Origin of the sequence: Cellulomonas terrae (assembly GCF_007990265.1) — a bacterium.
Classification (GTDB): domain Bacteria; phylum Actinomycetota; class Actinomycetes; order Actinomycetales; family Cellulomonadaceae; genus Cellulomonas; species Cellulomonas terrae.
In genome coordinates this window covers 18977-41047 of the sequence record NZ_BJWH01000013.1, presented here as the reverse complement: position 1 = coordinate 41047, position 22071 = coordinate 18977, and the positions used below count along the sequence as shown (strand labels likewise).

Annotated in this window: 21 protein-coding genes; 13 read left to right on the top strand and 8 right to left on the bottom strand. The window is 70.2% G+C overall.

Going from position 1 to position 22071, the window contains the following annotated elements:
* Positions 1 to 273: 273 nt before the first annotated feature.
* Both CTE05_RS12685 and CTE05_RS12680 read right to left on the bottom strand, forming a co-directional pair.
* Complete coding sequence (locus tag CTE05_RS12685) at positions 274 to 1428, bottom strand: RNA-binding protein (RefSeq protein ID WP_186814857.1); 1155 nt, start codon at positions 1426 to 1428, stop codon at positions 274 to 276.
* The gene (locus CTE05_RS12680; RefSeq protein WP_146846686.1) at positions 1361 to 2245 is read right to left on the bottom strand and encodes a hypothetical protein; all 885 of its coding nucleotides are present in this window, start codon (positions 2243 to 2245) and stop codon (positions 1361 to 1363) included. The genes CTE05_RS12685 and CTE05_RS12680 overlap by 68 nt, the downstream gene beginning before the upstream one ends.
* Positions 2246 to 2504: 259 nt before the next feature.
* On the opposite strand from CTE05_RS12680, the gene CTE05_RS12675 reads away from it, so the two are divergent.
* From CTE05_RS12675 to CTE05_RS12665, 3 genes are all read left to right on the top strand, one after another.
* Complete coding sequence (locus CTE05_RS12675; RefSeq protein WP_146846684.1) at positions 2505 to 2846, top strand: hypothetical protein; 342 nt, start codon at positions 2505 to 2507, stop codon at positions 2844 to 2846.
* 51 nt (positions 2847 to 2897) lie between these two features.
* Complete coding sequence (locus CTE05_RS12670) at positions 2898 to 3317, top strand: barstar family protein (protein ID WP_246123570.1); 420 nt, start codon at positions 2898 to 2900, stop codon at positions 3315 to 3317.
* Positions 3318 to 3583: 266 nt separating this feature from the next.
* Complete coding sequence (locus tag CTE05_RS12665) at positions 3584 to 4060, top strand: DUF7674 family protein (protein WP_146846682.1); 477 nt, start codon at positions 3584 to 3586, stop codon at positions 4058 to 4060.
* 319 nt (positions 4061 to 4379) lie between these two features.
* Here CTE05_RS12665 and CTE05_RS12660 read toward each other — a convergent pair whose 3' ends face one another.
* Positions 4380 to 5018, bottom strand: coding sequence for a hypothetical protein (locus CTE05_RS12660; RefSeq protein ID WP_146846680.1), 639 nt, complete (start codon positions 5016 to 5018; stop codon positions 4380 to 4382).
* Positions 5019 to 5671: 653 nt separating this feature from the next.
* Between CTE05_RS12660 and CTE05_RS12655 the strand changes: the two genes are divergently transcribed.
* From CTE05_RS12655 to CTE05_RS12645, 3 genes are all read left to right on the top strand, one after another.
* Positions 5672 to 6412 (top strand): hypothetical protein, encoded by a 741-nt coding sequence (locus CTE05_RS12655; RefSeq protein WP_146846678.1) that lies wholly within the window; start codon positions 5672 to 5674, stop codon positions 6410 to 6412.
* A gap of 334 nt (positions 6413 to 6746) precedes the next feature.
* Entirely contained in the window at positions 6747 to 7145 is a 399-nt protein-coding gene (locus CTE05_RS12650) for an MmcQ/YjbR family DNA-binding protein (RefSeq protein WP_146846676.1), read from the top strand.
* A 612-nt stretch (positions 7146 to 7757) separates the two neighbouring features.
* Positions 7758 to 8144, top strand: a complete 387-nt coding sequence (locus CTE05_RS12645) for a hypothetical protein (RefSeq protein ID WP_146846675.1) — start codon at positions 7758 to 7760, stop codon at positions 8142 to 8144.
* A 172-nt stretch (positions 8145 to 8316) separates the two neighbouring features.
* Here CTE05_RS12645 and CTE05_RS12640 read toward each other — a convergent pair whose 3' ends face one another.
* Positions 8317 to 8820: a hypothetical protein gene (locus tag CTE05_RS12640; RefSeq protein WP_146846673.1), complete on the bottom strand. Its 504-nt coding sequence runs from the start codon at positions 8818 to 8820 to the stop codon at positions 8317 to 8319.
* Positions 8821 to 9127: 307 nt separating this feature from the next.
* On the opposite strand from CTE05_RS12640, the gene CTE05_RS12635 reads away from it, so the two are divergent.
* Positions 9128 to 10522, top strand: a complete 1395-nt coding sequence (locus CTE05_RS12635; protein ID WP_146846671.1) for a hypothetical protein — start codon at positions 9128 to 9130, stop codon at positions 10520 to 10522.
* Positions 10523 to 10591: 69 nt separating this feature from the next.
* Here CTE05_RS12635 and CTE05_RS12630 read toward each other — a convergent pair whose 3' ends face one another.
* Entirely contained in the window at positions 10592 to 11905 is a 1314-nt protein-coding gene (locus tag CTE05_RS12630; protein WP_146846669.1) for an eCIS core domain-containing protein, read from the bottom strand.
* Between the two features lie 203 nt (positions 11906 to 12108).
* Between CTE05_RS12630 and CTE05_RS12625 the strand changes: the two genes are divergently transcribed.
* Entirely contained in the window at positions 12109 to 12501 is a 393-nt protein-coding gene (locus tag CTE05_RS12625; protein WP_146846667.1) for a DUF6578 domain-containing protein, read from the top strand.
* Between the two features lie 88 nt (positions 12502 to 12589).
* Here CTE05_RS12625 and CTE05_RS12620 read toward each other — a convergent pair whose 3' ends face one another.
* The gene (locus tag CTE05_RS12620) at positions 12590 to 12931 is read right to left on the bottom strand and encodes a YciI family protein (RefSeq protein WP_146846665.1); all 342 of its coding nucleotides are present in this window, start codon (positions 12929 to 12931) and stop codon (positions 12590 to 12592) included.
* A gap of 184 nt (positions 12932 to 13115) precedes the next feature.
* Here CTE05_RS12620 and CTE05_RS12615 point away from each other — a divergent pair, with 184 nt between their 5' ends.
* The 5 genes from CTE05_RS12615 (at position 13116) to CTE05_RS12595 (ending at position 20110) form a co-directional block, all read left to right on the top strand.
* Complete coding sequence (locus CTE05_RS12615; protein ID WP_146846663.1) at positions 13116 to 13640, top strand: allene oxide cyclase barrel-like domain-containing protein; 525 nt, start codon at positions 13116 to 13118, stop codon at positions 13638 to 13640.
* Between the two features lie 106 nt (positions 13641 to 13746).
* Positions 13747 to 14313, top strand: a complete 567-nt coding sequence (locus CTE05_RS12610; protein ID WP_146846661.1) for a dihydrofolate reductase family protein — start codon at positions 13747 to 13749, stop codon at positions 14311 to 14313.
* Positions 14314 to 14481: 168 nt separating this feature from the next.
* A complete protein-coding gene (locus CTE05_RS12605) occupies positions 14482 to 17232 on the top strand; it encodes a glycoside hydrolase family 9 protein (protein ID WP_146846659.1) in 2751 nt (916 codons plus the stop codon).
* A 283-nt stretch (positions 17233 to 17515) separates the two neighbouring features.
* On the top strand, positions 17516 to 18391 hold the full coding sequence (locus tag CTE05_RS12600; protein WP_146846657.1) for a hypothetical protein: 876 nt from the start codon (positions 17516 to 17518) through the stop codon (positions 18389 to 18391).
* A gap of 123 nt (positions 18392 to 18514) precedes the next feature.
* On the top strand, positions 18515 to 20110 hold the full coding sequence (locus CTE05_RS12595) for a cellulase family glycosylhydrolase (RefSeq protein WP_222595478.1): 1596 nt from the start codon (positions 18515 to 18517) through the stop codon (positions 20108 to 20110).
* A gap of 117 nt (positions 20111 to 20227) precedes the next feature.
* Here the strand turns inward: CTE05_RS12595 and CTE05_RS12590 are convergent, their stop codons facing one another.
* Positions 20228 to 21154 (bottom strand): cold-shock protein, encoded by a 927-nt coding sequence (locus CTE05_RS12590; RefSeq protein WP_146846655.1) that lies wholly within the window; start codon positions 21152 to 21154, stop codon positions 20228 to 20230.
* A 195-nt stretch (positions 21155 to 21349) separates the two neighbouring features.
* Entirely contained in the window at positions 21350 to 22039 is a 690-nt protein-coding gene (locus CTE05_RS12585) for an LmeA family phospholipid-binding protein (protein WP_146846653.1), read from the bottom strand.
* Between the last annotated feature and the right edge of the window lie 32 nt (positions 22040 to 22071).

Genomic DNA, 22071 nt, shown 5'->3' with positions numbered 1-22071 from the left:
CATGACTCATGGAGTCCGCTCGACGACAACGGCGCCGCAGCGATGGCTGCTGCTGCACGGAGCCGACACGGGACAAATCGGGTAGTCAGACTATCCGAGCCGTTTAGTCAACCTATCTTGCATCTCGACAACCGTCGATTACCAGTTCCCGGTACTCCAGCCCGAACTTCTCCGAGCTTGCCCGCGGGAGGCTCAGTCGACTCGCCAAACATCCTTTCACCCCTGAGGAGCGGATATTTCGTCCACGGGTTCCGGGACCGGGCTTGCGCGCCGTCAGCTGCCGCCCTTCATCATCGCGAGGGGCTCCCAGCGTGCCCGGATCGCGCCGTCGGCGTCGGGCATGACGGCCTCGAGCAACGGGTGGAAGTCGTCGACGTAGATGGTGCGCCACTGCGCGCGGACCGCTCCGGCGAGGGCGGCTCGCACGTCCTCCCGGTCGTCACCCAAGGGTGGGCTCTCGTGCAGCTGACCGTCCGGTGCCTGCCAGATGACAGTGCCCGGGACCTCGTCGGGGTCGTCCTTGTTCAGCTGTGCCAGCACGGCGGAGATGTCGGTCGTGAGGTCGGGCCAGACCCAGACCCGGCAGCGTGGGCGCAGCGTGGGACGCGGTGTGTCGGGAGTGACTCGATGCCAACGGGTCCATGCGGCTTCCTCTTCCAAAAGAACCGCCCCTTGCTCGCGGGCCAGGGAGTCGATGCGTGCCCAGAACGCACCGTCGATCGGGAGGTGCCGCGACCGCCAGAGTTCCTCCTCCACCACGTCCGGCGCGTACGGGGACTCGTTCCCGGGCCAGAACTCAGGGAAGAGTCCGGCCGCGGCGGTCGCCGCCTGCGCCTGCGGGCACGGGCGGCTGGTGGTGATGTACATGTAGACGTCCCACCCGACATGGACAGTCATGTCCGGGGACTCGAGACGGCACCAACCCGGCGCGTACTCCTCGCGCAGCATTCCCCGCACCAGCAGGCGGGCTGAGGCGATGTCCACGACCGCCCCGTCGACGAATCGCTCCACACCTTGGCCGAAGACCTGGGCGATCGCCGCGTCCGGGACGTCGGGACCACCAGGGACGGACGGGTCGCGGACCTCCAAGCGCGTGACGCCGAGCTCACGCGCGAAGGCCTCGACCGCGTCCAGGTAGGCGGCCTCCCGAGACCCCCGGTCGCTGACGGCATCGACGTCACCGGTGTAGGCGCCGGCGTCGTCGCGATCCGCCGGGTCGTACTGGGTGATCCGGTACGTGGATGACAGTGTCACCAGGACATCGTCCGCCATCAGAACCGCTGCGGGCCCAGTGGCGGCCGCATCCGGGTCGACGCCGCGATGCGGCGGTTGACATCGTTCACTGCAGGCCTGCGATTCGTCAGATCGGTGCGTGCCAGTTGAGGACGACGCCAGCGTCCTCAACGGCCTGCCGAGCGCGCCCGGCAAACAACGGGTCTCCGTCGCCCGCGTACGGCAAGACCACCGTGCGGTCCTGGGCGAGCTCGTTCTGCAGGCCCCACGTGTCCGCCGCAGCCGGGCCAAAGATGTTCGGCAGCCAATACTGTCGGCGCTCCTCGCCGCGGATCACACCGATCGGGAGCCACACGTGCGTGTCGCCCTCACGTCGGACGCTCTCGATCGCCTCGCAGAAGCGGTCGCTGTACACGTCCGTCTCGATGTCCGGCAGCAGAATGACGTCGTCCCACTCGGCGTCATCCTCGATCACCGCGTCCTGCGGGTCCCAAGCGTCCGGGTCGAACTGCACCAAGGAGTGTGCGGCGGTGTACCACTCCTCGAAGATGTCCTCGTCGATCTCGGGGAACGTGGCCTCGGTGACGTCTCCACGCGGCGACACCTGGAAGTACGAGGGCACCGGCCTGGCCGGCTGGGGGCAGGCCACAAGGAGCTTCTGAGAGTCGTTGAGCAAGGACGTCACCAGGTGGCGCACGCCGTTGTACGGAGCGTCCGGCGCTAGCGCACCGGACACTCTGACCTCCGGGAGCGACTTTCGGAGCCACCAGATGGCTCGGTAGAGGTCACGAAGGCGATCCGTCGGCAGCACCTCGGGGTTGATGAACCGATCGTTGCGAGACGGCGCCTCTTCCTTCGCTAGGAGGACGAGGGCCACCGGGCTGGCACCTGTCGGGGCATCGACGCCGATCGTCCGCAGCACCTCGAGCGCCGTCCGACGGGCCAGCTCGGCGGCCGCGTCCACCACGGCGTTCCAGTCCTGAGCGGACCGCGCTGGCTCGTACGCGTCCATGAAGTCCTTGAACGGATCCGAACTCATCGCCACCTGCCCAGTCGTCGCACCCGCCTATGGCGGCTCTCGCACACACATCGGCAGCAGGAGCCTTGAGGGTGAGTTGCAGGTGCAGGTCTCGCACCCTGCCGTGGAACGTGACGCCCAGTCGGCGTCGATGCTCGCCGGCGACTACTGACGAGGCGTGTCGGGCGCCGGCCCTGCCTCCGCCCCTACTTGTCCCACCGCGGGTCCCGGCCTCGGGCTCCGGAGTAGTCCGATGAGTTCCGACAATCTGCATCTCTGCTATTACTTGTCCGAATCCCACCTACCTGTCCGCCGCGTGTCCGCGCATCCCGACCTATCTGTTCTCTTGCAGTTCAGCGGCCCGCGCGGCGGCAGCCGAGCCGCCGCCTGTCATCCTGAGACGGTGCTGGAAGAGACGAGAGTTGAACGACTCACACTGGTGAGCGAGATCCACCACCTGCACTTCGAACCACCGGTCTTCCTGCGCCCCGGAGAGACGTTCTGGGTCGAAGGCCGAACCTTGCACATCCGCACGCCGGACCTTGCAGTGCGTCAGGTGACCGCGCGACCGTCGCGTCCCGACGACGCCCGCTGACGAGCGATCGGATCCCGCCCCCCAGCTGACGCTGTCGGCGATGATGGCGGGTTGAGCGAACCCCCTGATGGGCGACCCGTCCTGGTGATGGACGGCAGCCGCTTCGACGACTACGCCGGGTTCGCCCGGGAGTTCACGCAGTTCCTCGACAACTACGCGTGGCACGGAGACCTGAACGCTCTCAACGACATCATGTGGGGCGGGTTCGGCACACCGCAGGGCAGTTGGACATTGCGATGGACCCATTCAGAACGCTCCCGGGCCGCACTTGGCTATGAGGAGACGGCACGACGCCTCCACGAGCTGCTCCCCCGGGTGCACTCCACAGGACGCGCCCACTGGCAGGAACGGCTTGATCAGGCAAGACGGCATGAGGGTCCGACGCTTTTCGACGAAGTCGTTGAGATCATTCGAGACCATGACGTCCATGGCGGAGAGTCCGGCGACAGAGTCACGCTCGACCTGGCGTAGCGAGCGCTCGATGCCGGGTCGTTCGGGGTCCAAGGGCTGCTCGTCGAGGATTCGGACAGCTTCGTGAGACGCCAGCTGTCTCAGCTACTTGTCCGATCCCAGTTCAGAGCGCTGCCCAGCGGACAACTCAGCTGAGTTCCTACACTTGGATCGCGTCGGCAAAGCCGGCCGGCCCGACACGCGTCGCGTCCTTCACCTGTCCCTGAACGACTGCTTTCGTTCTCCCTTCAATCAACCTGGCCCGGCGTCGATGGGACGATGGCAACATGAGCGATCACCACGAGCCGCCGATGACGAAGGAGGACTTCGTCCGAGCTCTCGCGGAAGTCCCTGGGGCCGGCCCGATCATTGACGAGCACTACAAGGACATGGAGGGCGAGCTCCTCGGCCACCTCCTCATGGCCGACATGCAGCGCTTCGCCGAAGATTTGCACCGCCGCGGCGACACCGACACCTTGCACCTGCTGCTCGCGGTCGTCGACGCTGGCTTCCGCACCGGCGACGAGTACCTCGTCAACGCGGTGGAGGTCTCCTTCGTGGAGAACACCCTGGTGTGGGATCCCGCCTACGCCGACTTCATCGCTGCGTGGCCGGCGGCCCTTCAAGTGGTCGCGGACAGCCAGGGCCGATGGAGGCCGCCGAGCCCCTCGATCGACCGCGCATCAGCACACCCGCTTCACATGCCGCCGCCACCTACCCGGGCCCAGAACCGCTCGTTCTTCGATCGCTGGCGAGCCCGGTGAATACCCCGCGAGCCGTCCGTGGCCGATCAGCGGCCACAGGTTCCGGGCTCACCTACGCCTTGGCGCGTCGTCTCCGGTGACCGACGACGCCGTTTTCTGGCCAGGCTCGTGCCCAATCGACCACTGAACTGAATCAGGCTGCGGGGCTAAGTGAGGAAGTCAGGCAGCAAAACCTTCTCGGAGGCAACTCGGGACGGGAACCTGGTGGAGTCCCTTATTCGTCACCGAGGACATTCACCGATCACCGCTCCGACTACCGTCCTCGACCTGAGCGATGAGAACGGCGTGCGAAGCGTTGAGCCTACGAGGCCGCCCGTCACTAGGTATCGAAGGGCGGCTCTCCGACCATCCAGAGCGACCCCCGACTCCACCCGTCCATACTCGAGTGATCAGCCGCCTCGGCGACGCCGTCAGCCGCCTCACGCAGGTTGACCTCGAGCTCCATCGAGCTCTCAAACCTGAGGACAAGACCGCGGTCGAGGATCTCGTCTACAGCAGTCACTCGCTGACCGACCAGCGACTGCAGCTTCACCATGAAGCCCGCATCCCCTCCACGCCACCTCTGACCAGCCTCGATGACGTCGACCTCGGAGTAGATCGCGAGGCGGTCATCGGGCCACGTGAGCCAGAGGTAGTCCTCGACCGTCTCGATCCCCGTCAACGGCACACCGAGGACGTCGTGCAGGGACTGCGCTTCGCTCCAGACCTCAGGCGGCTCGACCCGGTCGAGAGAGAGATCAGAGAAGGACGCTGCGATGAACGCGTCCCTGTCGGCCTCCGTCGAGAAGTACCGGGCATTGGCGGGCGCCGAGCAGACCAGCTGAAACCCCGTGATCGACGTCCGCGCGGAACCGGCTGCGTCCCACCACGACTGCGTGCACGAGATCAGCTCGACGTCGTAGGTGTCGTGGCCCCATCGTCCGCGACCTCGCGCCGTTCGGGTCTTGAGGATCTCCATGAGAGTGAGTCTGCCCGCGCGTCGCCAGCCCCGTGAGGACCACCCGAGTGGAGAACGCGCGTCGTGGCGTCGGACGTTCCGCGGGACATCGGTCACGCGTGCCTCCACGTTTCCGCTGAGGATTCGGACAGGAAGGTGAGACGGCAGTCGTCTCACCTTCGTGTCATCACCCAGGTCAGAGGAGAGGTCGGTGGACAACTTCCGTGAGTTCCTACACTTGCTGCGCAGCAGTGGTGTGGGATCCCGTTCGAGCTGGCCAGATCCCACCAGCTTGGCCAAGGCGTGCCCAGACGCCGGGTCTCTCGGCTTCGCGCCAAGCCCAGGCGAGAGCGCCGAGCACAGTCGTGCAGCAGACCCACACCGGCGGATGTCCCGTTGCAGCCAACGCGCCGTCCGTCGGACGAGTCGGCTGAGTTCCTGCCTCCGGCATGATGACGCCGTGACGAGAGACGAGCGCGACCGAAAGTCGCTGGTGCGTCGACGTGCGATGCTCCCGCTCCCGATGATCCCGTTGCGTGAGACCCCAGGCTGGCTCGCCGAGTCCGCCACGTGGCCGGACCAGGGGACGTGGGGACTACAGACCGCTCGCGATCGGAACCGGCCCGGGCGACGAAGTCCTCGTGCTGGTAAGAAGTCGTGACCGTGAGGATCGGGTGCTGGTGCACCGCGTCGGTGGCGTAGCCCCTGCCGTCGTGCTCGAGGGCGCCGTGCCAGCGAGCTTCGCGCAACCGCTGCCGGGTGGCCGGGTCCTGCTCGTGGCCGCCCGCGGCGAGCCGGGGACGGACAACGCGCAGGTGTGGGACAGCGCTGGGCAACTGGTGGCTTCCGCGTTCGTCGGAGACGCGATCGCGCAGGTGCTGGCAACGCCAGCAGGGTCGATCTGGATCGGGTACTTCGACGAGGCGCGCGACGAGATCGGCATGCGCCAACTCGTCCGGTTCGACGGCACCCTGCGCCCCGAGTGGTGGTACCCGTTCCCCTCGGAGCGTGCCGACCTTCCGAACGTCTTCGACGTCATGGCGCTCAACGTCCACGAAGAGACCGCGCTCTGTTATGCCTACAAGGGCTTCCACCTCGTGCGGGTGCAGTCCGACTCGGTGACCGACCTTGGACCGACGGGCGTCCGGGGTGCCAGTGCCGTCGTGGTTGACGGTGCTCGAGGCGCGTTCGTCGGCGGCTGGGGCGTCGAGTACGACCTCGTCACGCCCTTCGCGCTGCGGCCGGGCGGAGGGGTCGACGTCGGCGCGCCGGTCGGTCGTCTGGTGCTGCCCGACGGGCGCGACTGCGCGAGGCTTCGTCTCACGTCGCGCGGCGCCGAGATGGCCGCCGTCGACGGCGGTGGGAATCGGTACAGGGTGAGTCTCGACGAGCTCCTCGACGGGCCGCGCTTCTGATTCCCTGGTCCGAGATCGGAAACGGATAGGCCGCTTGGGCAACTGGGAGTTCTAGAACAACGAGCGGTAACACTCGGGCTCAGCTCCACGAACGTCACGGGTTGGCGAGGCTGATGGAAGAACCGTGGAGCACTTGCCTGAGGATGCGGACAGCTTCCTGAGACGAATGCCGTCTCACCTACGTGTCCCATCGCAGATGAGAGCGCTGCTCTTCGGACAACCCGGATGATTTCCTACACCAACGCCAGAAGGGCGGCGCTTGCTCCCGCCAACCCCGGAGACTCTGATGTGCTGATGTCCTACCCGGCGGGGAGGATGGGCGCGGGAGGAACAGATGAGCGACATCGCGGACGTTCCACCCGCCGTTGTCGGCCGGCTCCGGGTGATCTGCGGGGAACTACCTGAGGCGTACGAGGAGCCGGCGTGGATCGGCCTGCGGTGGCGGACTCGCCGGCGGACGTTCCTGCACGTCTACACCACCGACGAGAGGCGGTCGGCGGATATCGACCAGGACCATCCGGCCACCCTGATGACCTTCCGGGCGCTACCCGGGGAGTTGGAAGCGCTGGCGCATGCCGGCCCTCCGTTCTTCCGGGCCGACTGGGGTGCGAATGTCGTGGGAATGGTGCTGGACGACGAGACGGACTGGGTCGAGGTTGCCGAGCTGGTGACGGACAGCTATCTCGTGCAGGCGCCCCGCCGCCTCGCGTTCCGGCTGAAGGCAGGTGGATGAACCGCGGGCCCGTCCCCGTGTGAACTCACCGGCGTGATCGGTCAGCCACGTGCTGCGACTCGCAGTCGCGTCAGGAGAACAGCTGGACCTGGCGCTCGACGTCACTTTGGTGGCTGGGCAGATCAGCTCGACGGGCTGGGTCAGGATCCGGCCGACCGCGAGCAGGCACTCGAGGCCGCGTGAACGCAAAGGGAGGCGTGGCTGTGCGGCTACCGCCGACAAACTCGGATTCGCGACGCTCGTGCTGCACGACCGCCAGCAGCCGCCCAGCCCTCCCGGCCGTCCCGCCTCGTGACCGCCACCGGTTCGCGGTCATCCGGCTACGGACGGGTCGGACTCGGCGCCCTCCCTCTGGGTGCCGCGGTGTGCATGTCGCGGGCGTGGTGGCCGCGCGACCGTCACGGCCCGACGAAGCGCTGACTGCGACCGGATCCCGCCGCGGGTCGCGTCAGGTCGGCCTGGAGTCGAGAACGTGGATGCGCTGACAAGATCTCTGCTGTGACCCCCTCTACAGATAGCCCTCTCGCACCGTTCGAGGCAGTGTGGGACCAGGTGCTGAGGCTCTCGCCTGAAGCGCGAGCGATGTTTGCACTTGCCTGCGCGGAGCGCCTCGTGCGCGCCGCGGGAAGGACTGACGAGCTGCGGGCGACTGTTGATGCGGGCTGGGCGGTCGCCAGCGGCCGGCCAGTGGACCTCTCACCCCTGCGATCGGAGCTCGACGGCCGGGACGACCTCGACGCCGACGACCTCGCCGCCACGTACTTCGCACTCGGCGCGGCGGCCGGTTCCGCGACGGACTGTCGAGCAGCCGCATCTCGCGCGATGGACGCCGCCTTCGCGCTCGTCCCCTACGCCCCCGGCGAGACGACATTCCATCCGCTGGCCGACGATGCAGCTACTCCGGTGGTCCAGGCGGAGCTCGCGTGGCAGCAGGCCGCCGCAGCCAAGCTCGTCGAAGACGGGCCGACAGACGCCGTCGTGGCGTGGCTCCGCCAGTAGACCGAATGCCGTGACGACAACCGGGGCTCCGACCGCGTGTGAGCCTGGACCGGAGGATTCGAACAGGAAGATGAGACAGCCGGCGTCTCACCTACGTGTCCACTCACGGGTCAGCACCCCTGTCAACGGACAGTTCCGATGATTTCCTACACCACGAGCAGCAAGACGGCCGTCAGGGGGTCCGCTGCGGCACGTGCGGGTCGGAGCCGGACCGCCACGGCCCGAGGTCTTCGTCGACATCGGCCCAGGAGAATTCCTCCGGACAGTCGATGTCCGTCAGTGTCACCTCACTCGTGGCGAAGGTCAGCGTCGCCTCCCCGCACACCTGCGCGAGGACGCTCTGGGCCTCCCCGAGGGCCCCGGTGTAGTCCGCGCTCCCGCCCACTCGGAACCGCCACACTGCGGTCGCCTCATCCGCCGACGACTGTTCCCACCAACCGACGTCCTCCTCGAGCTCGGCCTCCACGAAGTTGATCACGGCTCGCGGATCGAACGCCGCGTACTCGACAGCGTTCGACGCGATGAGCCTCCCGACGTTGGCGGCATTGCTGCGTGCTTCGTCCTTGGCTCGGTCCGTTGCGGCGTTCGCGCACCCCGCGACCACTGTGATCGTGGCGCCGATAGTCACCGTCGCCAGCCAAAGTCGGCGGCTACGACCGGGCGCGAGTGATGGCATCCCGCGAGTGTAGGGAGGGAGGCCCTGTGCGGGTGGCCGCACGGGGCTGGACCAATGCGAGTTCACGGGCGTCGACGTGCTGCTCGTCCTAGGAGCCTGACGGACCCGCCGCCACCGGACGACTGCGGGACGTCTCGCACCACCCGCCACGGTGCGCCACCGGCGTGAGGGCCACCGGCGAGGCTCGCGGAAGCACACCGGTCGCCCGTCCGCGACGGTGGGACACCTCGGGAGGATCCGGGCGCGAGGGGAGGGACGGCGGACGAGCCGACGTCACGGACGCCCGCGGACTGCCATGATCGCGCCGATGGAACACGACCAGCGGCAGGCGCAGGTGCACGCGGACGGCGCACTGCTCGACCTGCACGCGCGCGCGGTCGAGGCTGCGTCCGAGGTGCTCGCCCAGTACTGGCCAGAGGGCACGGCGCCGCTGGACCTCGACCTGCTGGCGGCACGGATGGGGATCGAGGTCGTCCTCGGCCGACCAGAGGGCGACGCCGCGGTGGCTGCCGTCCGCGACGAGCACGGCGCACGGGTGGTGCTCGCCGCGTCGCTCCACCCGTCCGTGCGGTCAGCCCTCCTCATCCGCGCGATCGGGCATCTGACCAGGCCGGGAACGCCCCTGGCGTCGGACGGCGTGGGCGACGAGTTCACGAAGAGCTTCGCGTCCGCACTCCGCATCCCAGAGATTGTGCTCGACTCGCTGCGGCGGCAAGGGGTGCCCTGGCCGGAGATCGACCATCGTCTCGGTGTCGCCCGGAACGCGGCGCAGGACCAGCAGCGCCTCTACTGGGCACTGTGGCGGCGGCGGCACCAGGCGAGCTTCGACGCGCAGGTCCACGCCCTCGAGGCTTCCACCGGTACCCGGCGGCGGCTCCCTCAGGACGAGCTGACGGGGACGCTCCGAGGCCTGGAGCGAGAGGTGCGCACACGCCTGTGGGGAGTGGCGACCTTCAGCGAGCCCCCGACCGTGGGCGGCAGCGGGCTCGTCGGCGGGGATCCCCTCGGGGCCGACCGTGACGGCGTCCTGGTCACCCCGACGGCGATCGGCGCCGTGCCCTTCTGGTGGTCGCAGACCGCCGACGAGATCAGCCTCGGCGTCGGCGACTCCGCGCGCTGGGTCGCGGCGCGTGACGACCGGGGTGTCGCTGTCGTGCGGCAGCTGGTCGACGCCGTCGTCTTCGGACGTGTCGAGGTCGGCCGAGGCGCACACGGATCGACCTGTCGCGTGCAGCTCGCGGACGGGACCGTCCTCGACGCCCCCAGCGGGCAGCCCGCGCCGGACCGGTCCGACGCGCTCGTGTGGACGTGGGCGGCTGCGTACGTCGAGCGCGGCGACCTCCTCCAGCAGGTGGCGAACGCCATGGCGCGCTTCATCGACCGAGCTGGACGCGGGGAGCCCTGGAGTCGCGCCGTCCAGGTCGACGCCGAGCTGAGCGACGCGATCGTCGCGTACGTCGGAATGATCTCTGATCGCCCCGAGGTTCTCGCCGACCACGCCGTCCGCCGATCACCCTCGGAGCTGCAGGCGACGATCCACGCCCTGCGCTCCGAGCTGTGGCGTGTCCCGGTCGAGGCACGGGGGATCACGATCTGGGAGGAGTGCCGGCTCGTGCACGACGTGTTCGCACCGCGGCACCCCGAGCTGTCCGAGCAGGCACTGAACGCCCTGATGATGCGGTACGCGTGGGCGAACCGCTGACGGTGGGGCTGAGACGCACCTCGAGCCTCCGCACTGGGCGGCGGCTCCTCTGACGCGATGAGGGGTCCTCTACGTGTCGTAGGTCAGCTTGATGGGATCGCCCTCCCAGTGGGTCGGTACCCCCGGCCCGACGCCGGGCTGGACCAGGTGCTCGAGAACGCCCGTCCCTCGGCTCATCGTGTAGTCCGTGCCAGGCGGGACGAGCAGATAGAGCCACGCGGGCGGCTCGCTCGCGGTGTAGGCGTGCTGTTCCTTGTCCACGTGGATCTTCACGTGTGTCGGAGCACTGCCCGCCTTCTTGGTGAACAGCTGCACCAGTGCTCGCACCTGGTCCGCGATCCCGGCCTGCCTGACCTTCAGGGGATCGCTGACGTAGATGTGCGTCATGTACGCCGCGTGCGTGTTGTACAGGACCCAGGCCACGCACGAGATCAGGCCGCTCGTGCGCAGCCGCGACCGCTGAGCGACGTTCGCGAGGCCCGTGCCCGTCGCGCCGACTGCCAGATAGTCCGTGTGGACCACCGGTCCGACCGCCGCCCCGATCACCGCTGCGAGGTCGATCTTCGGGGCGCCCTCCAGACGCCACGAGCACGCCGGGTCGTACGGGAAGTAGTCGCAGTCCTCCAGCCAGACGACCCAGTGGCCGAGGAATGCACCCGCGTTCCGGATCTCGAAGATGTCTTCGTCCTTCACGGCGCGCTTGAGACGCAGTGCGGGGTAGTCGGTGTCGGTGAACTCGTCGTCGTCGGCACCTTCGCGCTTCACCGGCGCGCGCCGCACGGTCGACGGACCGTCGTCGAGGACGTGCGCGATCTCGTGGGCCAGCACCCGCTCTCCGGCGGGCTCTGCCGGGGCGAACCCCGATCCCCCGAAGAAGATGTCGTTGCCGGTCGTGAACGCGTGTGCGGAGATGTCTGCGTTCAGACGGGCGACCTCTGGCCCGTCGTGCACGCGCACCTGATCCAACCGGGCACCGAACGCGTGCTCCATGCGCTCTCGGACCAGGCCCGGCATCGGCCTGCCCCGACGTCGCAGGGCCTCGATCCGCGCCGTCGTCGGGGCGTCGAGCACGCCACCGGCCGGTCCGATCCTGGGTCCGGCGACCGGTGCGGGCGCTCGTCGCACGGGACCCGGTCTCGGACCGAGGCCCGGCGTCGTGGGGTTCCGCCGCTGCCCGGCCCGGATCAGGCGCGCGAGGGCACCCTCGGCTCGCGCGTCCGCAGCCGCCTCGGCGGGGTCGTGCACGTGGCCGACGGCGAGCCCGGCGACCGGGACGTGCGGTGCGGCGGACGGTTCCCCGGTCGCCGGGGCCGTCGATGCCTCGGTCGCCGGGGCAGCGCCCGGCGGCACGGCCCGTGAGGCGTGGGAGGAGGTCGCGATCATGGGGGTCTCCGGGGCGGGTCGCCGATGTGCCACCTCGACGGTCCTACCGCAGCGCGGTCTCTGGCATCGGTAGACGCTACGCAGGAATCCACGCCGCGCCGGTCGGCGGTGCTGCTGGCGCCGCACTGCGGGATCCCGCCTGCGGGATCGGGCTCCGCTCGCATCGCATGTGGGTGCACCCGCACCAGTGGAAGACTCGCGCCGTGGATCTCCTGGTGTGGTACAGCAGCTGGCAGCTGCAGTGCTGCGGCGATGTCTTCGGTGTGGGCGACTGGGTCGCCTGGGACTGCCGCGAGACGGACCTCGACTGGCTCGAGTCGGCTCTGGGGCCCGAGGTCGCCGGTCGCATCTCCTGGGCGGAGGAGCATCACGACGTGCTGCCGGACGGCCACCCCGTGGCGCGCGGAACCGTGGTCGAGATCCAGGCCGCCTTCTGCCGGTTCGCGCTCGGCGCCGACCAGAGGGTCTCGTACCCGGTGCCAGGGACGACGGTCCTCCGCCAGGTGACACATGCCGACGGGACCGAGCACGACCCGTCGGGCGCCCGCTTCCTGGGCTATGTCGTCGAGGTCGCCGTGCAGCCGGAGCACGACTGACACCCTCACCTTCATCGTCCGGCCTCCGCGAACGTCCACCGCGACCGGCCCCGGCTCGGCACCCGCACGGGGAGGTGGACGGGCGGACCTACGTGATGACCCGGACCTCCTGGGGCCAGCCGCACCCCTCGGCGACCTTCCCCGCCCACACCTTGGCGGTCTCCAGGTCGGGCACGTCGATGATGGTGATCCCACCCAGGTACTCGGTGGTCTCGGTGTAGGGACCGTCGGTGATCACGGTGGTCCCGCTGGTCGCGTCGGCGGTGAACGCCTGGGAGCGGTCCTCCTGGAGCCCGCCGGCGAAGACCAGGACCCCGGCCGCCTCCATGTCACGGACGACTGCCGTGCTGGGTTCCACGCGGGTCTGGAACCACTCGGCCGGGTGGTCTCCGACCCACTGCTGGTGGAAGTAGATGGCGTACTGCGTCATGTCACTCCTTCGGTGCGTCGCCCGGTGTGGCCTGTCCCCACTCTGACGGACGAGCCTCGCCGGAATCGACAGGCCGCACCTCTCACCTGAACCGCGACCCGCCCTTGACGGCCACCGGGCACGCGCGGACCGTCGGACGTGGGCCGTGTCCCGCGGCTCGTTCCGCCGCGAGTCAGGAGTCGTCATGCGCAAGCCGATCGTCGCAGCCGTCGTCGCCGCACTCGGGATCCTCACCCTGTCCGCCGCGTCCCCCGCCGGTGATGCGGTCGACAGGTCGCACGGTCGGAGCCGCGTCCTGGCGTTCGACGTGCAGTTCACCGGGTTCTTCCTGCTCGACTTCGGCCCGGACGGGGTCCGGGAGGTCACGTCGATCACCGACCCCCAGCTGTCCCCGAGCCGCGGGGACCAGATCGTGTTCGAGGACACCCTGCTCCGCGACGGCGTGCAGGTGGGCGCGGGAGGTGGGGCCTGCACGGTCACGGCGGTCGTCCCTGCCGACCCGCCCATCGCGCTCAGCTGTCAGGTGTCGTACCAGCTGGCCGGCGGGCAGATCGTCGCCCAGGGGCGCGCCTCGAACGCGGCGGTCAAGACGCTGGCTGTCGTCGGCGGCACGGGCGCGTACGTCGGGGCGCACGGTGAGCTGGTGCTCACGGAGCTGGGCAACGCCGAGAACACCGGGACGCTCCGGATCACGCTGGAGCGTCGGTAGCAGGCGGTTCGATGACCTCGTCCGCCGGACCCGTTGACCCGGGGTCGGTTGCTGGCCCGACCCTGTCGCTGCCAACCTGAGGTCCCGTCCGCCTGGAGGCATACCCATGGGCAAGCTGATCTACGCAGCCAACACGTCGCTCGACGGGTACCTGGAGGACGAGAGCGGCTCCTTCGACTGGTCGGTCCCCGACGAGGAGGTGCACGCGTTCTGGAACGAGCACGAGCGGAACATCGGCACGTCGCTGTACGGGCGCCGCATGTACGAGACGATGCGCGTCTGGGAGGACGACGACTGGTTGGCGGACGAGCCGGCGGTCGTCCGTGAGTACGGGGGGATCTGGCGCGACGCCGAGAAGGTCGTCTACTCCACGACGCTCGAGACGGTGTCGACGGCGCGGACGAGGATCGAGCGGCAGCTCGACCCGGACGCGGTCCGACGGCTGAAGGAGTCGTCCGGCTCGGACCTGAGCATCGGCGGCGCGACGATCGGGGCGGAGGCGTTCCGGCACGGGCTCGTCGACGAGTGCGTGCTGCTGCTGTGCCCGGTGGTCGTCGGCGGCGGCAAGCCGGCGCTGCCTCGGGGCGTCCGGGTGGACCTGGAGCTGCTGGACACCCGACGGTTCGCCAACGGCGTGGTCTGCGTCCGCTACGCAGTCCGCAGCGCTCCCTGACACCACGGGCCCGCACCTAATCGATTCCGCGTGCCGGCACCCGCCGGACGGGCACGTGCGCGGCCCTACCGTGGCCCGAGCGCACCCACGTCGGCCACGTCCCAGCGCCGGGGCAGGCCCGAGCGGGGTGATCGCCGCCCACCAGTCGCCGCTCACCAGAGGACTGCCATGTCACCGACCACTCACCGTCGCCGCGGGCTGCCCCGGCGTCGCACCGCCGGTGTGGCGGTCGCCGCCGCACTGGCCCTGTCCGGTCTCGTCGCCGCACCGCAGGTCGCCGCCGCCGCCCCCGACCCGGGTTCGCCGGTCAAGGTCAACCAGGTCGCGTACGTCCCCGGCGTCGCCAAGCTGGCGACGCTCGTCAGCACCTCCACCGCACCGGTGGCCTGGACGCTGCGGAACGCGGGCGGCACGGTCGTCGCGTCTGGCCTGTCGACGGTCAAGGGCGCCGACGCGCTGTCCGGCGACTCGACCCACCTCATCGACTTCTCGACGTTCGACACTCCGGGCACCGGGTACGTGGTGTCCGCGGCGAACGCCAGCAGCTACCCCTTCGACATCTCCGCGGACCCGGTGAAGCGGCTGCGGTACGACTCGCTCGCGTTCTTCTACCACCAGCGCACCGGGATCGCGATCGAGGCGCAGTACGTCGGCAGCACCTACGCGCGCGCCGCCGGCCACCTGGGGGTCGCCCCGAACCAGGGCGACACGAGCGTCCCGTGCCGTCAGTCGTGCGGCTACAACCTCGACGTGCGCGGCGGCTGGTACGACGCGGGCGACCACGGCAAGTACGTCGTCAACGGCGGCATCGCGACGTGGCAGCTGCAGAACGCCTACGAGCGGACGCTGCACGTCGCGGGCGCTGACAAGGCCGCGCTGGGCGACGGCACGATGGCCATCCCGGAGCGCGCCAACGGTGCGCCCGACATCCTCGACGAGGCGCGGTGGGAGGTCGAGTTCCTGCTCCGGATGCAGGTGCCGGCCGGCCGCACGGACGCCGGGATGGTGCACCACAAGATCCACGACGAGAACTGGACCGCGCTGCCGACGATCCCGGCGCAGGACAGCCAGCGCCGGCTGCTGTCGCCGGTGAGCACCGCGGCGACGCTCAACATGGCGGCAGTGGCGGCGCAGGCGTCGCGGTTGTGGAAGACGCTCGACCCGACGTTCTCCGCCAAGGCCCTCGCGGCGGCGCAGACCGCGTACGCCGCCGCCAAGGCGAACCCGAACCGGATCGCGTCCGCGAGCGACGGGACGGGCGGCGGCGCGTACGGCGACACCTCGGTGACGGACGAGTTCTACTGGGCGGCCGCCGAGCTCTACGCGACGACCGGCTCGGAGGCGTACCGCGCCGACGTCACCGGGTCGTCCCTGTACAAGGGCCGCAGCTTCGCGCAGCGCGGCTACGACTGGGGCTGGACCGGCGGGCTCGGCGACACGACGCTCGCGCTGGTGCCCACCGGGCTGCCGGCGTCGGACGTGGCCGCGACCCGCGCGGCGATCGTGACGTTCGCCGACGCGGCGCTGACCCGCGCGACCAGCCAGGCGTACCCGGCACCCAACAACGCCGGCACCGTCTACTACTGGGGGTCGAACGGCCAGGTCGCCAACAACGCGAACGCCCTCGCCCTCGCGTTCGACTTCACCGGGCAGGCGAGGTACCGCACCGGCGTGTACGCGGCGCTCGACTACTTCCAGGGCCGCAACCCGCTGAACCAGTCGTACATCGCGGGCTACGGCGAGAAGGCCGTCCAGAACGTGCACCACCGGTTCTGGGCCCACCAGGCGAACGCGTCGCTGCCCGTCGCCCCTCCGGGCTCGTTCTCCGGCGGCCCGAACAGCGAGCTGCAGGACCCGATCGCGGCCGCGCAGCTCGGGGGGTGCGCGCCCCAGAAGTGCTTCGTCGACCACATCGAGGCCTACTCGGTCAACGAGGTCGCGATCAACTGGAACTCGGCGCTGGCGTGGCTCGCGAGCTGGGCGGCCGAGCACGCGGGCGGGACGCCCCCGGTCGACACGACGCGGCCGAGCACGCCGGGCACGCCCACGGCGAGCGCGGTCGGCGACACCTCGGTGACGTTGACGTGGGCGCCGTCCACGGATGCGGAGAGCGGGATCGCGCGGTACGACGTCGTGCGCGTCGCCGGGGACTCCCTCGAGGTCGTCGCGACGACGACCACGACGTCGGCCACGGTCACGGGCCTGCGTGCCGGCACGACGTACATGTTCGTCGTCATGGCGCACAACGGCGCGCAGCTGAGCGCGACGTCCCCGTCGACGAGCGTGACGACCACCGGTGGCACCACCGACCAGCCGCCGACCGCACCCGGCACCCCGGTCGTGTCGGGCATCACCCAGACGGGCGCCGCGCTGTCGTGGTCGGCCTCGACCGATGACAGGGGCGTCGCGGGGTACGACGTCGTCCGCCTCCAGAACGGCACGGCCACGGTGGTGGCGACGACGACCATGACATCGGCCTCGCTCACCGGGCTGACCGCCGACACGGACCACGTGCTGGCGGTCCGGGCGAAGGACACCGCGGGACAGCTCTCCGCGGTCTCCACCAGCGTCGCGTTCCGGACCCTCCCCGTCGTCACCACGCCGCCCGCCGGGTGCAAGGTGACGTACTCGGCGAACTCCTGGGGCAACGGGTTCACGGCGAACGTCACCCTCACGAACACGGGGGCGACGGCGTGGACGTCGTGGCGGCTGGCGTTCACCTTCCCGGGCAACCAGCAGGTGACCCAGGGGTGGAGCGCCACGTACATCCAGACGGGCACGGCCGTGACCGTGACGAATGCCGCGTGGAACGGGAACGTGCCGGCCGGCGGCTCGACGAGCATCGGCTTCAACGGCTCGTACAGCGGCACCAACACCGCACCGACGGGCTTCACGGTGAACGGGGCCCCCTGCGCCTGACCAGCTCGATGCTCCAGTGCGACGAGGGCCGCCGGTCACCTGACCTGCGGCCCTCGTCGACCACGAGACCGCGCACGCGACGCACGGGGAGAACGCCCGTCCGCGCGTCCGCCACCGGGTGCTCCACGCCTCTGGTCACGAGGTCGCCGGTCGTGTGAGAGTTCGAGGGTCGGCAGTCGCGCCTTCGAGCCGCCTGCTCCGACGGAGGGGGCCACGCCACGCACGTGCGCCGTGCTGCTCTGCGTCGTGAGCCGTCGTGGTTCGTGACGGAAGGACCCACGCCATGCCCGCTGCACTGACCTCGGCCGCTGCCCGGTCGTCGCTCGAGGCGCCCCCGGAGCCGGCGCCCGTCATCCCCGCCCGCGTCCGGACGGCGCCCGTCGCCGTCGCAGGAGTCGCGACCGGCCTGCGGCGCGGGGCGGAGGTCGTCGACCCGCTGGATCGCGCGACGGTGCGCCGCGCCGCTCAGGCCTCCCGCGCCGCACCGCTCGCGCCGCTGCGCAGGCAGGCGGTGCGCGCCGGGACGGTCCGGCGCATGCGGGCTGCCACCGCCGACGCCGCGGTCGCGAAGCCGACCCCGCTGCCCACGGGATGGAAGGTCTCCGTCGCCCTCAGCACACAGGAGCGGAGCGCCAGGGACCAGGAGGTGGAGGACGCGGACGGGCTGGCGACCCACGAGGGGACCCAGCAGGGCCTGAGCGGCCCTCAGCTCAAGTCGCGGGTCGACGCTGCCCGGCAGCTCGCCGCTGCCAAGCACGCGAAGGACCCGGCGCCGTACGAGGCGAACGCCCGCTCCCAGAAGATCACGGCGGCGTGGCTCTCCGGAGCCCAAGGGACGATCACCTCGCACTGGGAGCTGCTGCTCCAGTACGGCGACGAGGATCCGCCCCTGTGGGTGAAGATCGACCTGACCAGCGCGGACGGGTACCGGGTCATCTGGAGCGCCGGCCCCCGGTCCTTGATCCGCGAGCTCCCCCTGCGGACGACCGTCGGCGACGTCCTGGACACGGCCCGGACCGTGGCGTCCCGGCACACCACGTACTTCAACCCGGACACCCGCGACGAGGACCTCCCGGCGCCGCGGTACAGCTGCCAGCACTTCGTCGCGGAGATCGCGGCCGTGTACGGCGAGACCCTGCACCCCGTGGTGAAGCAGTAGCACGCGTCGGCGTGAATCGCTTCACAAGGCTGCGTGACCGACGTTCGTCTGGTGCAGTTGCCCCTCGTCTCCAGAGTCGCCGCGATCCGTGCGCGGTCCCGTTTCCTGAGAGGGATCCTTCCCGTGCACCCACTTCGCAAGGTCCTGACCCTCGCCACGGCGGCCGTGGTCGCCGTCGCCGGCTCGATCGTCGTCACCAGCCAGGCGAACGCCGCTGCCGGCTGCCGCGTCGACTACACCGTGACCAACCAGTGGCAGAGCGGCTTCGGCGCCGACGTGAAGGTCACCAACCTGGGCGACCCGATCACCGGGTGGGACCTCCGCTTCTCCTTCGGCGCCGGCCAGACCGTCGCCCAGCTGTGGAACGGCTCCGTCACCCAGACCGGAGCGGCGGTCTCGGTGCGCAACGCAGGGTGGAACGGGACCATCGGCACCAACGGCACCGCGTCGTTCGGCTTCAACGGCTCGTGGGCCGGCAGCAACCCCGCGCCGACCGCGTTCACGCTCAACGGCGTCGCGTGCACCGGCAGCCCGGTCACCCCGACCAGCTCCCCCACGACGTCGCCGTCGACCACGCCGACCCAGACCCCGAGGCCGACGCCCACGCCCACGCCCACCACGGGACCGATCACCGGCAGCGCCGCCCAGCTCGTCGCCGACCTGGGCAAGGGCTGGAACCTGGGCAACCAGCTGGAGGCCACCGTCAACGGCGTGCCGAGCGAGACGGCGTGGGGCAACCCCGTCGTGACGGGCGCCCTCCTCGACCGCGTCAAGGCGTCCGGCTTCTCGACGGTCCGGATCCCGGTCTCCTACCTCGGCAAGATCGGCTCCGCGCCCAGCTACACCGTCGACCCCGCCTGGCTCAGCCGGATCCAGGCGGTCGTGAACCTGGCCTACGACCGCGGGCTGCACGTGATCATCAACATGCACGGCGACGGCTACAAGAGCGTCAGCGGGGCGTGGCTCATCTGCGACGCGTCCGGGCAGGACGCGATCAAGGCCAAGTACCAGAAGGTCTGGCAGCAGGTGGCGTCGACGTTCCAGGGCTACGGGGGGCGCCTGATCCTCGAGTCCATGAACGAGAACTTCGACGGGCAGTACGGCGCGCCGACGCAGCCGTGCTACTCCAACATCAACGCGTACAACCAGATCTTCGTGGACACGGTGCGCCGGACCGGCGGCAACAACACGTCCCGCTGGCTGCTCGTGCCGGGCTGGAACACCAACATCGACTACACCGCCGGCAGCTACGGGTTCGTCGTGCCGAGCGACCAGTACCGCTCGTCGGCCATCCCCGGCAACGAGAAGCGGCTCATGATCTCCGCGCACTACTACGACCCGTGGGACTTCACCGGGACGGAGAACGGCACCATCACCCAGTGGGGCCCCAACGCGACGAACGCGTCGAAGAAGTCCACGTGGGGTCAGCAGGACTTCATGGACGCGCAGCTGAAGAAGATGCACGACACGTTCGTCGTCCACGGCTACCCGGTCTTCATCGGCGAGTACGGCTCGATCGACAAGACGGCATTCGACTCGTCGAACAACCGGTACCGCGCCGACTACGCGCGCACCCTCGTCGCGACCGCCAAGAAGTACGGCGCGGCCACCGCCTACTGGGACAACGGCTACAACGGCCAGTACGGGTTCGGGCTGTTCGACCGGAGCTCCGCGACCGTGACCCAGCAGGGCATCATCGACGCGATCATGGGTCGGTGACCACCGCCCCCTGATCGGGGCAGGTCACCAGTCAGGCCCACACGTCCTGAGTGGCGCGGCGTTCGCTCGTCGCGTCACTCAGGGCTTGCTCGACGTCCGGCCGGACCCGTCCGGCGGTCAGATCCGCTCGACACTGTCGGCCTGCGGTCCCCGGTCGCTCTGCCGCACCTTGAACCGGACGCGGTCGCCCTCCTGCAGGGGCTCGGCGCTCCGCACGACGGACACGTGCACGAACAGGTCCGCGCCGCCCGCGTCCGGGGTGATGAAGCCGAACCCGCGCTCCGCGTCGTAGCGGGCGACCTCGCCCTCGCCGCCGCTCACCGGCGCCTCGGACGCGGCCGGTCGGCCGGACCGTCCACGAGCCGGCACCGCCGGAGCGCCCGATCCGCCCACGAGCCGCACGTCGCTGCCCTGCGGGCCCTTCTCGCCGGCGGAGAGCCGGTAGGTCACGCGGTCGCCCTCGACCAGCTCGGTCAGCCCCCGGGCCAGCTCGCGGACGTGCACGAAGACGTCCTCACCGCCGTTGTCGGGCCTGACGAACCCGAAGCCCTTGCCCGTGTCGTACCAGGACACGGTGCCGTCGGCTCCGTCGGCCGCGGGCTGGGCGGCCTCGGGACCGAGCGGCAGCAGGTGCTCGGCCTGCGGCCCCTTCTCCCCGTCGACGACGAGGAACGCGACCCGCTGGCCGTCCGAGATCACGCCACCGCCGACGATGGCCGAGCTGTGCACGAAGATCTGCGGCCGACCGCCGTCCGGCGAGACGAAGCCGTACCCCTTGGCCGGCTCGTACCAGGCGACGGTGCCGAGCACGCCCAGGGGTGCGTCCGCGGCGTGGTCGCCGGTGACCCGGACGCGGCGAGCCTGCGGGCCGCGGTCACCCTCGCCCACCTCGAACTCGACCTCCTGCCCCTCGCGGAGCACTCGGATCCCGCCGTCGCTGAGGATCTCTGACGCATGCACGAACAGGTCCTCGGACCCCTCCCCGAGGTCGAGAAAGCCGAACCCCTTGTCGGCGTCGAACCAGCGGACTGTTCCCTGGGGCACGGTGGACTCCTCGTCGATGCAGGACGTTGCTGAGACCCAGTCTCCCTGACTTGTCGGCGACCACCCGCCAGGCCCTCGACGCGGTAGCGCCCTCGTCGTCGCGCGTCCGCCGGGTGCTACCTCACCGGGACCGTCGCACGGCTTCCCCCGCCGCGGTCCTGCCCGACCACTGACCGCGCCCAGCTCCTCGACCCGTCATGGAACGGCCGGGAACACGATGCGGACGTCGTCGCCGCTCAGGCTCGCCCGGAAGCCGTCGTCCTGGACGACGACCTCCTGCAGCACCAGCCCCTCGGGCAGACCCTCGACCTCGTGCTCGATCGTGACGAGGCCGCGCACGACCGACCCGATGAGCCCGGCGAGGAACGACGGGCCGCCGACGTCGACGGTCGACGGTTCGACGACCAGCCGCCCGTCGACGACCTCGACGGAGCCCGACGCGACGACGTGGAAGCTGCGCCCGCCGACCTCGACGTCCCGCTCCACCACCGCCTCCGACCCGTCGCCGGGACGCACCACGGCGTCCTCGCCGATCTGCTCGGCCACGACGTCGAACGGCACGGTCGCGTCGACGACCATCGCCGTGGCGACGAGTCCGTCGGGGCCCGTCCGGACCCCCTGCGCGGATGCGGTGACGTCGTGCAGGGTCGTGTCGGGCAGGGTGACGGTGCCGGCGTCGAGCACGAGGTCGTCGAGCCACATCTCCGCGGGAGCGAGGTCGGTCGGCGGCTCGGCGGAGCCCGGGGTCGAGCCCGGCGTCGTCGGCGCGGCGGCACCGCCCCCCGCCGGGTCGCTGATCGACCACAGGACGGTCCACCCCGCGAGGGCCAGCACGAGGACGGCGACCGCCGCTCCGAGCAGTCCGTCACGCAGGCGCGGGTTCATGAGGGACAGCGTGCACGGGTCAGGTCGACACC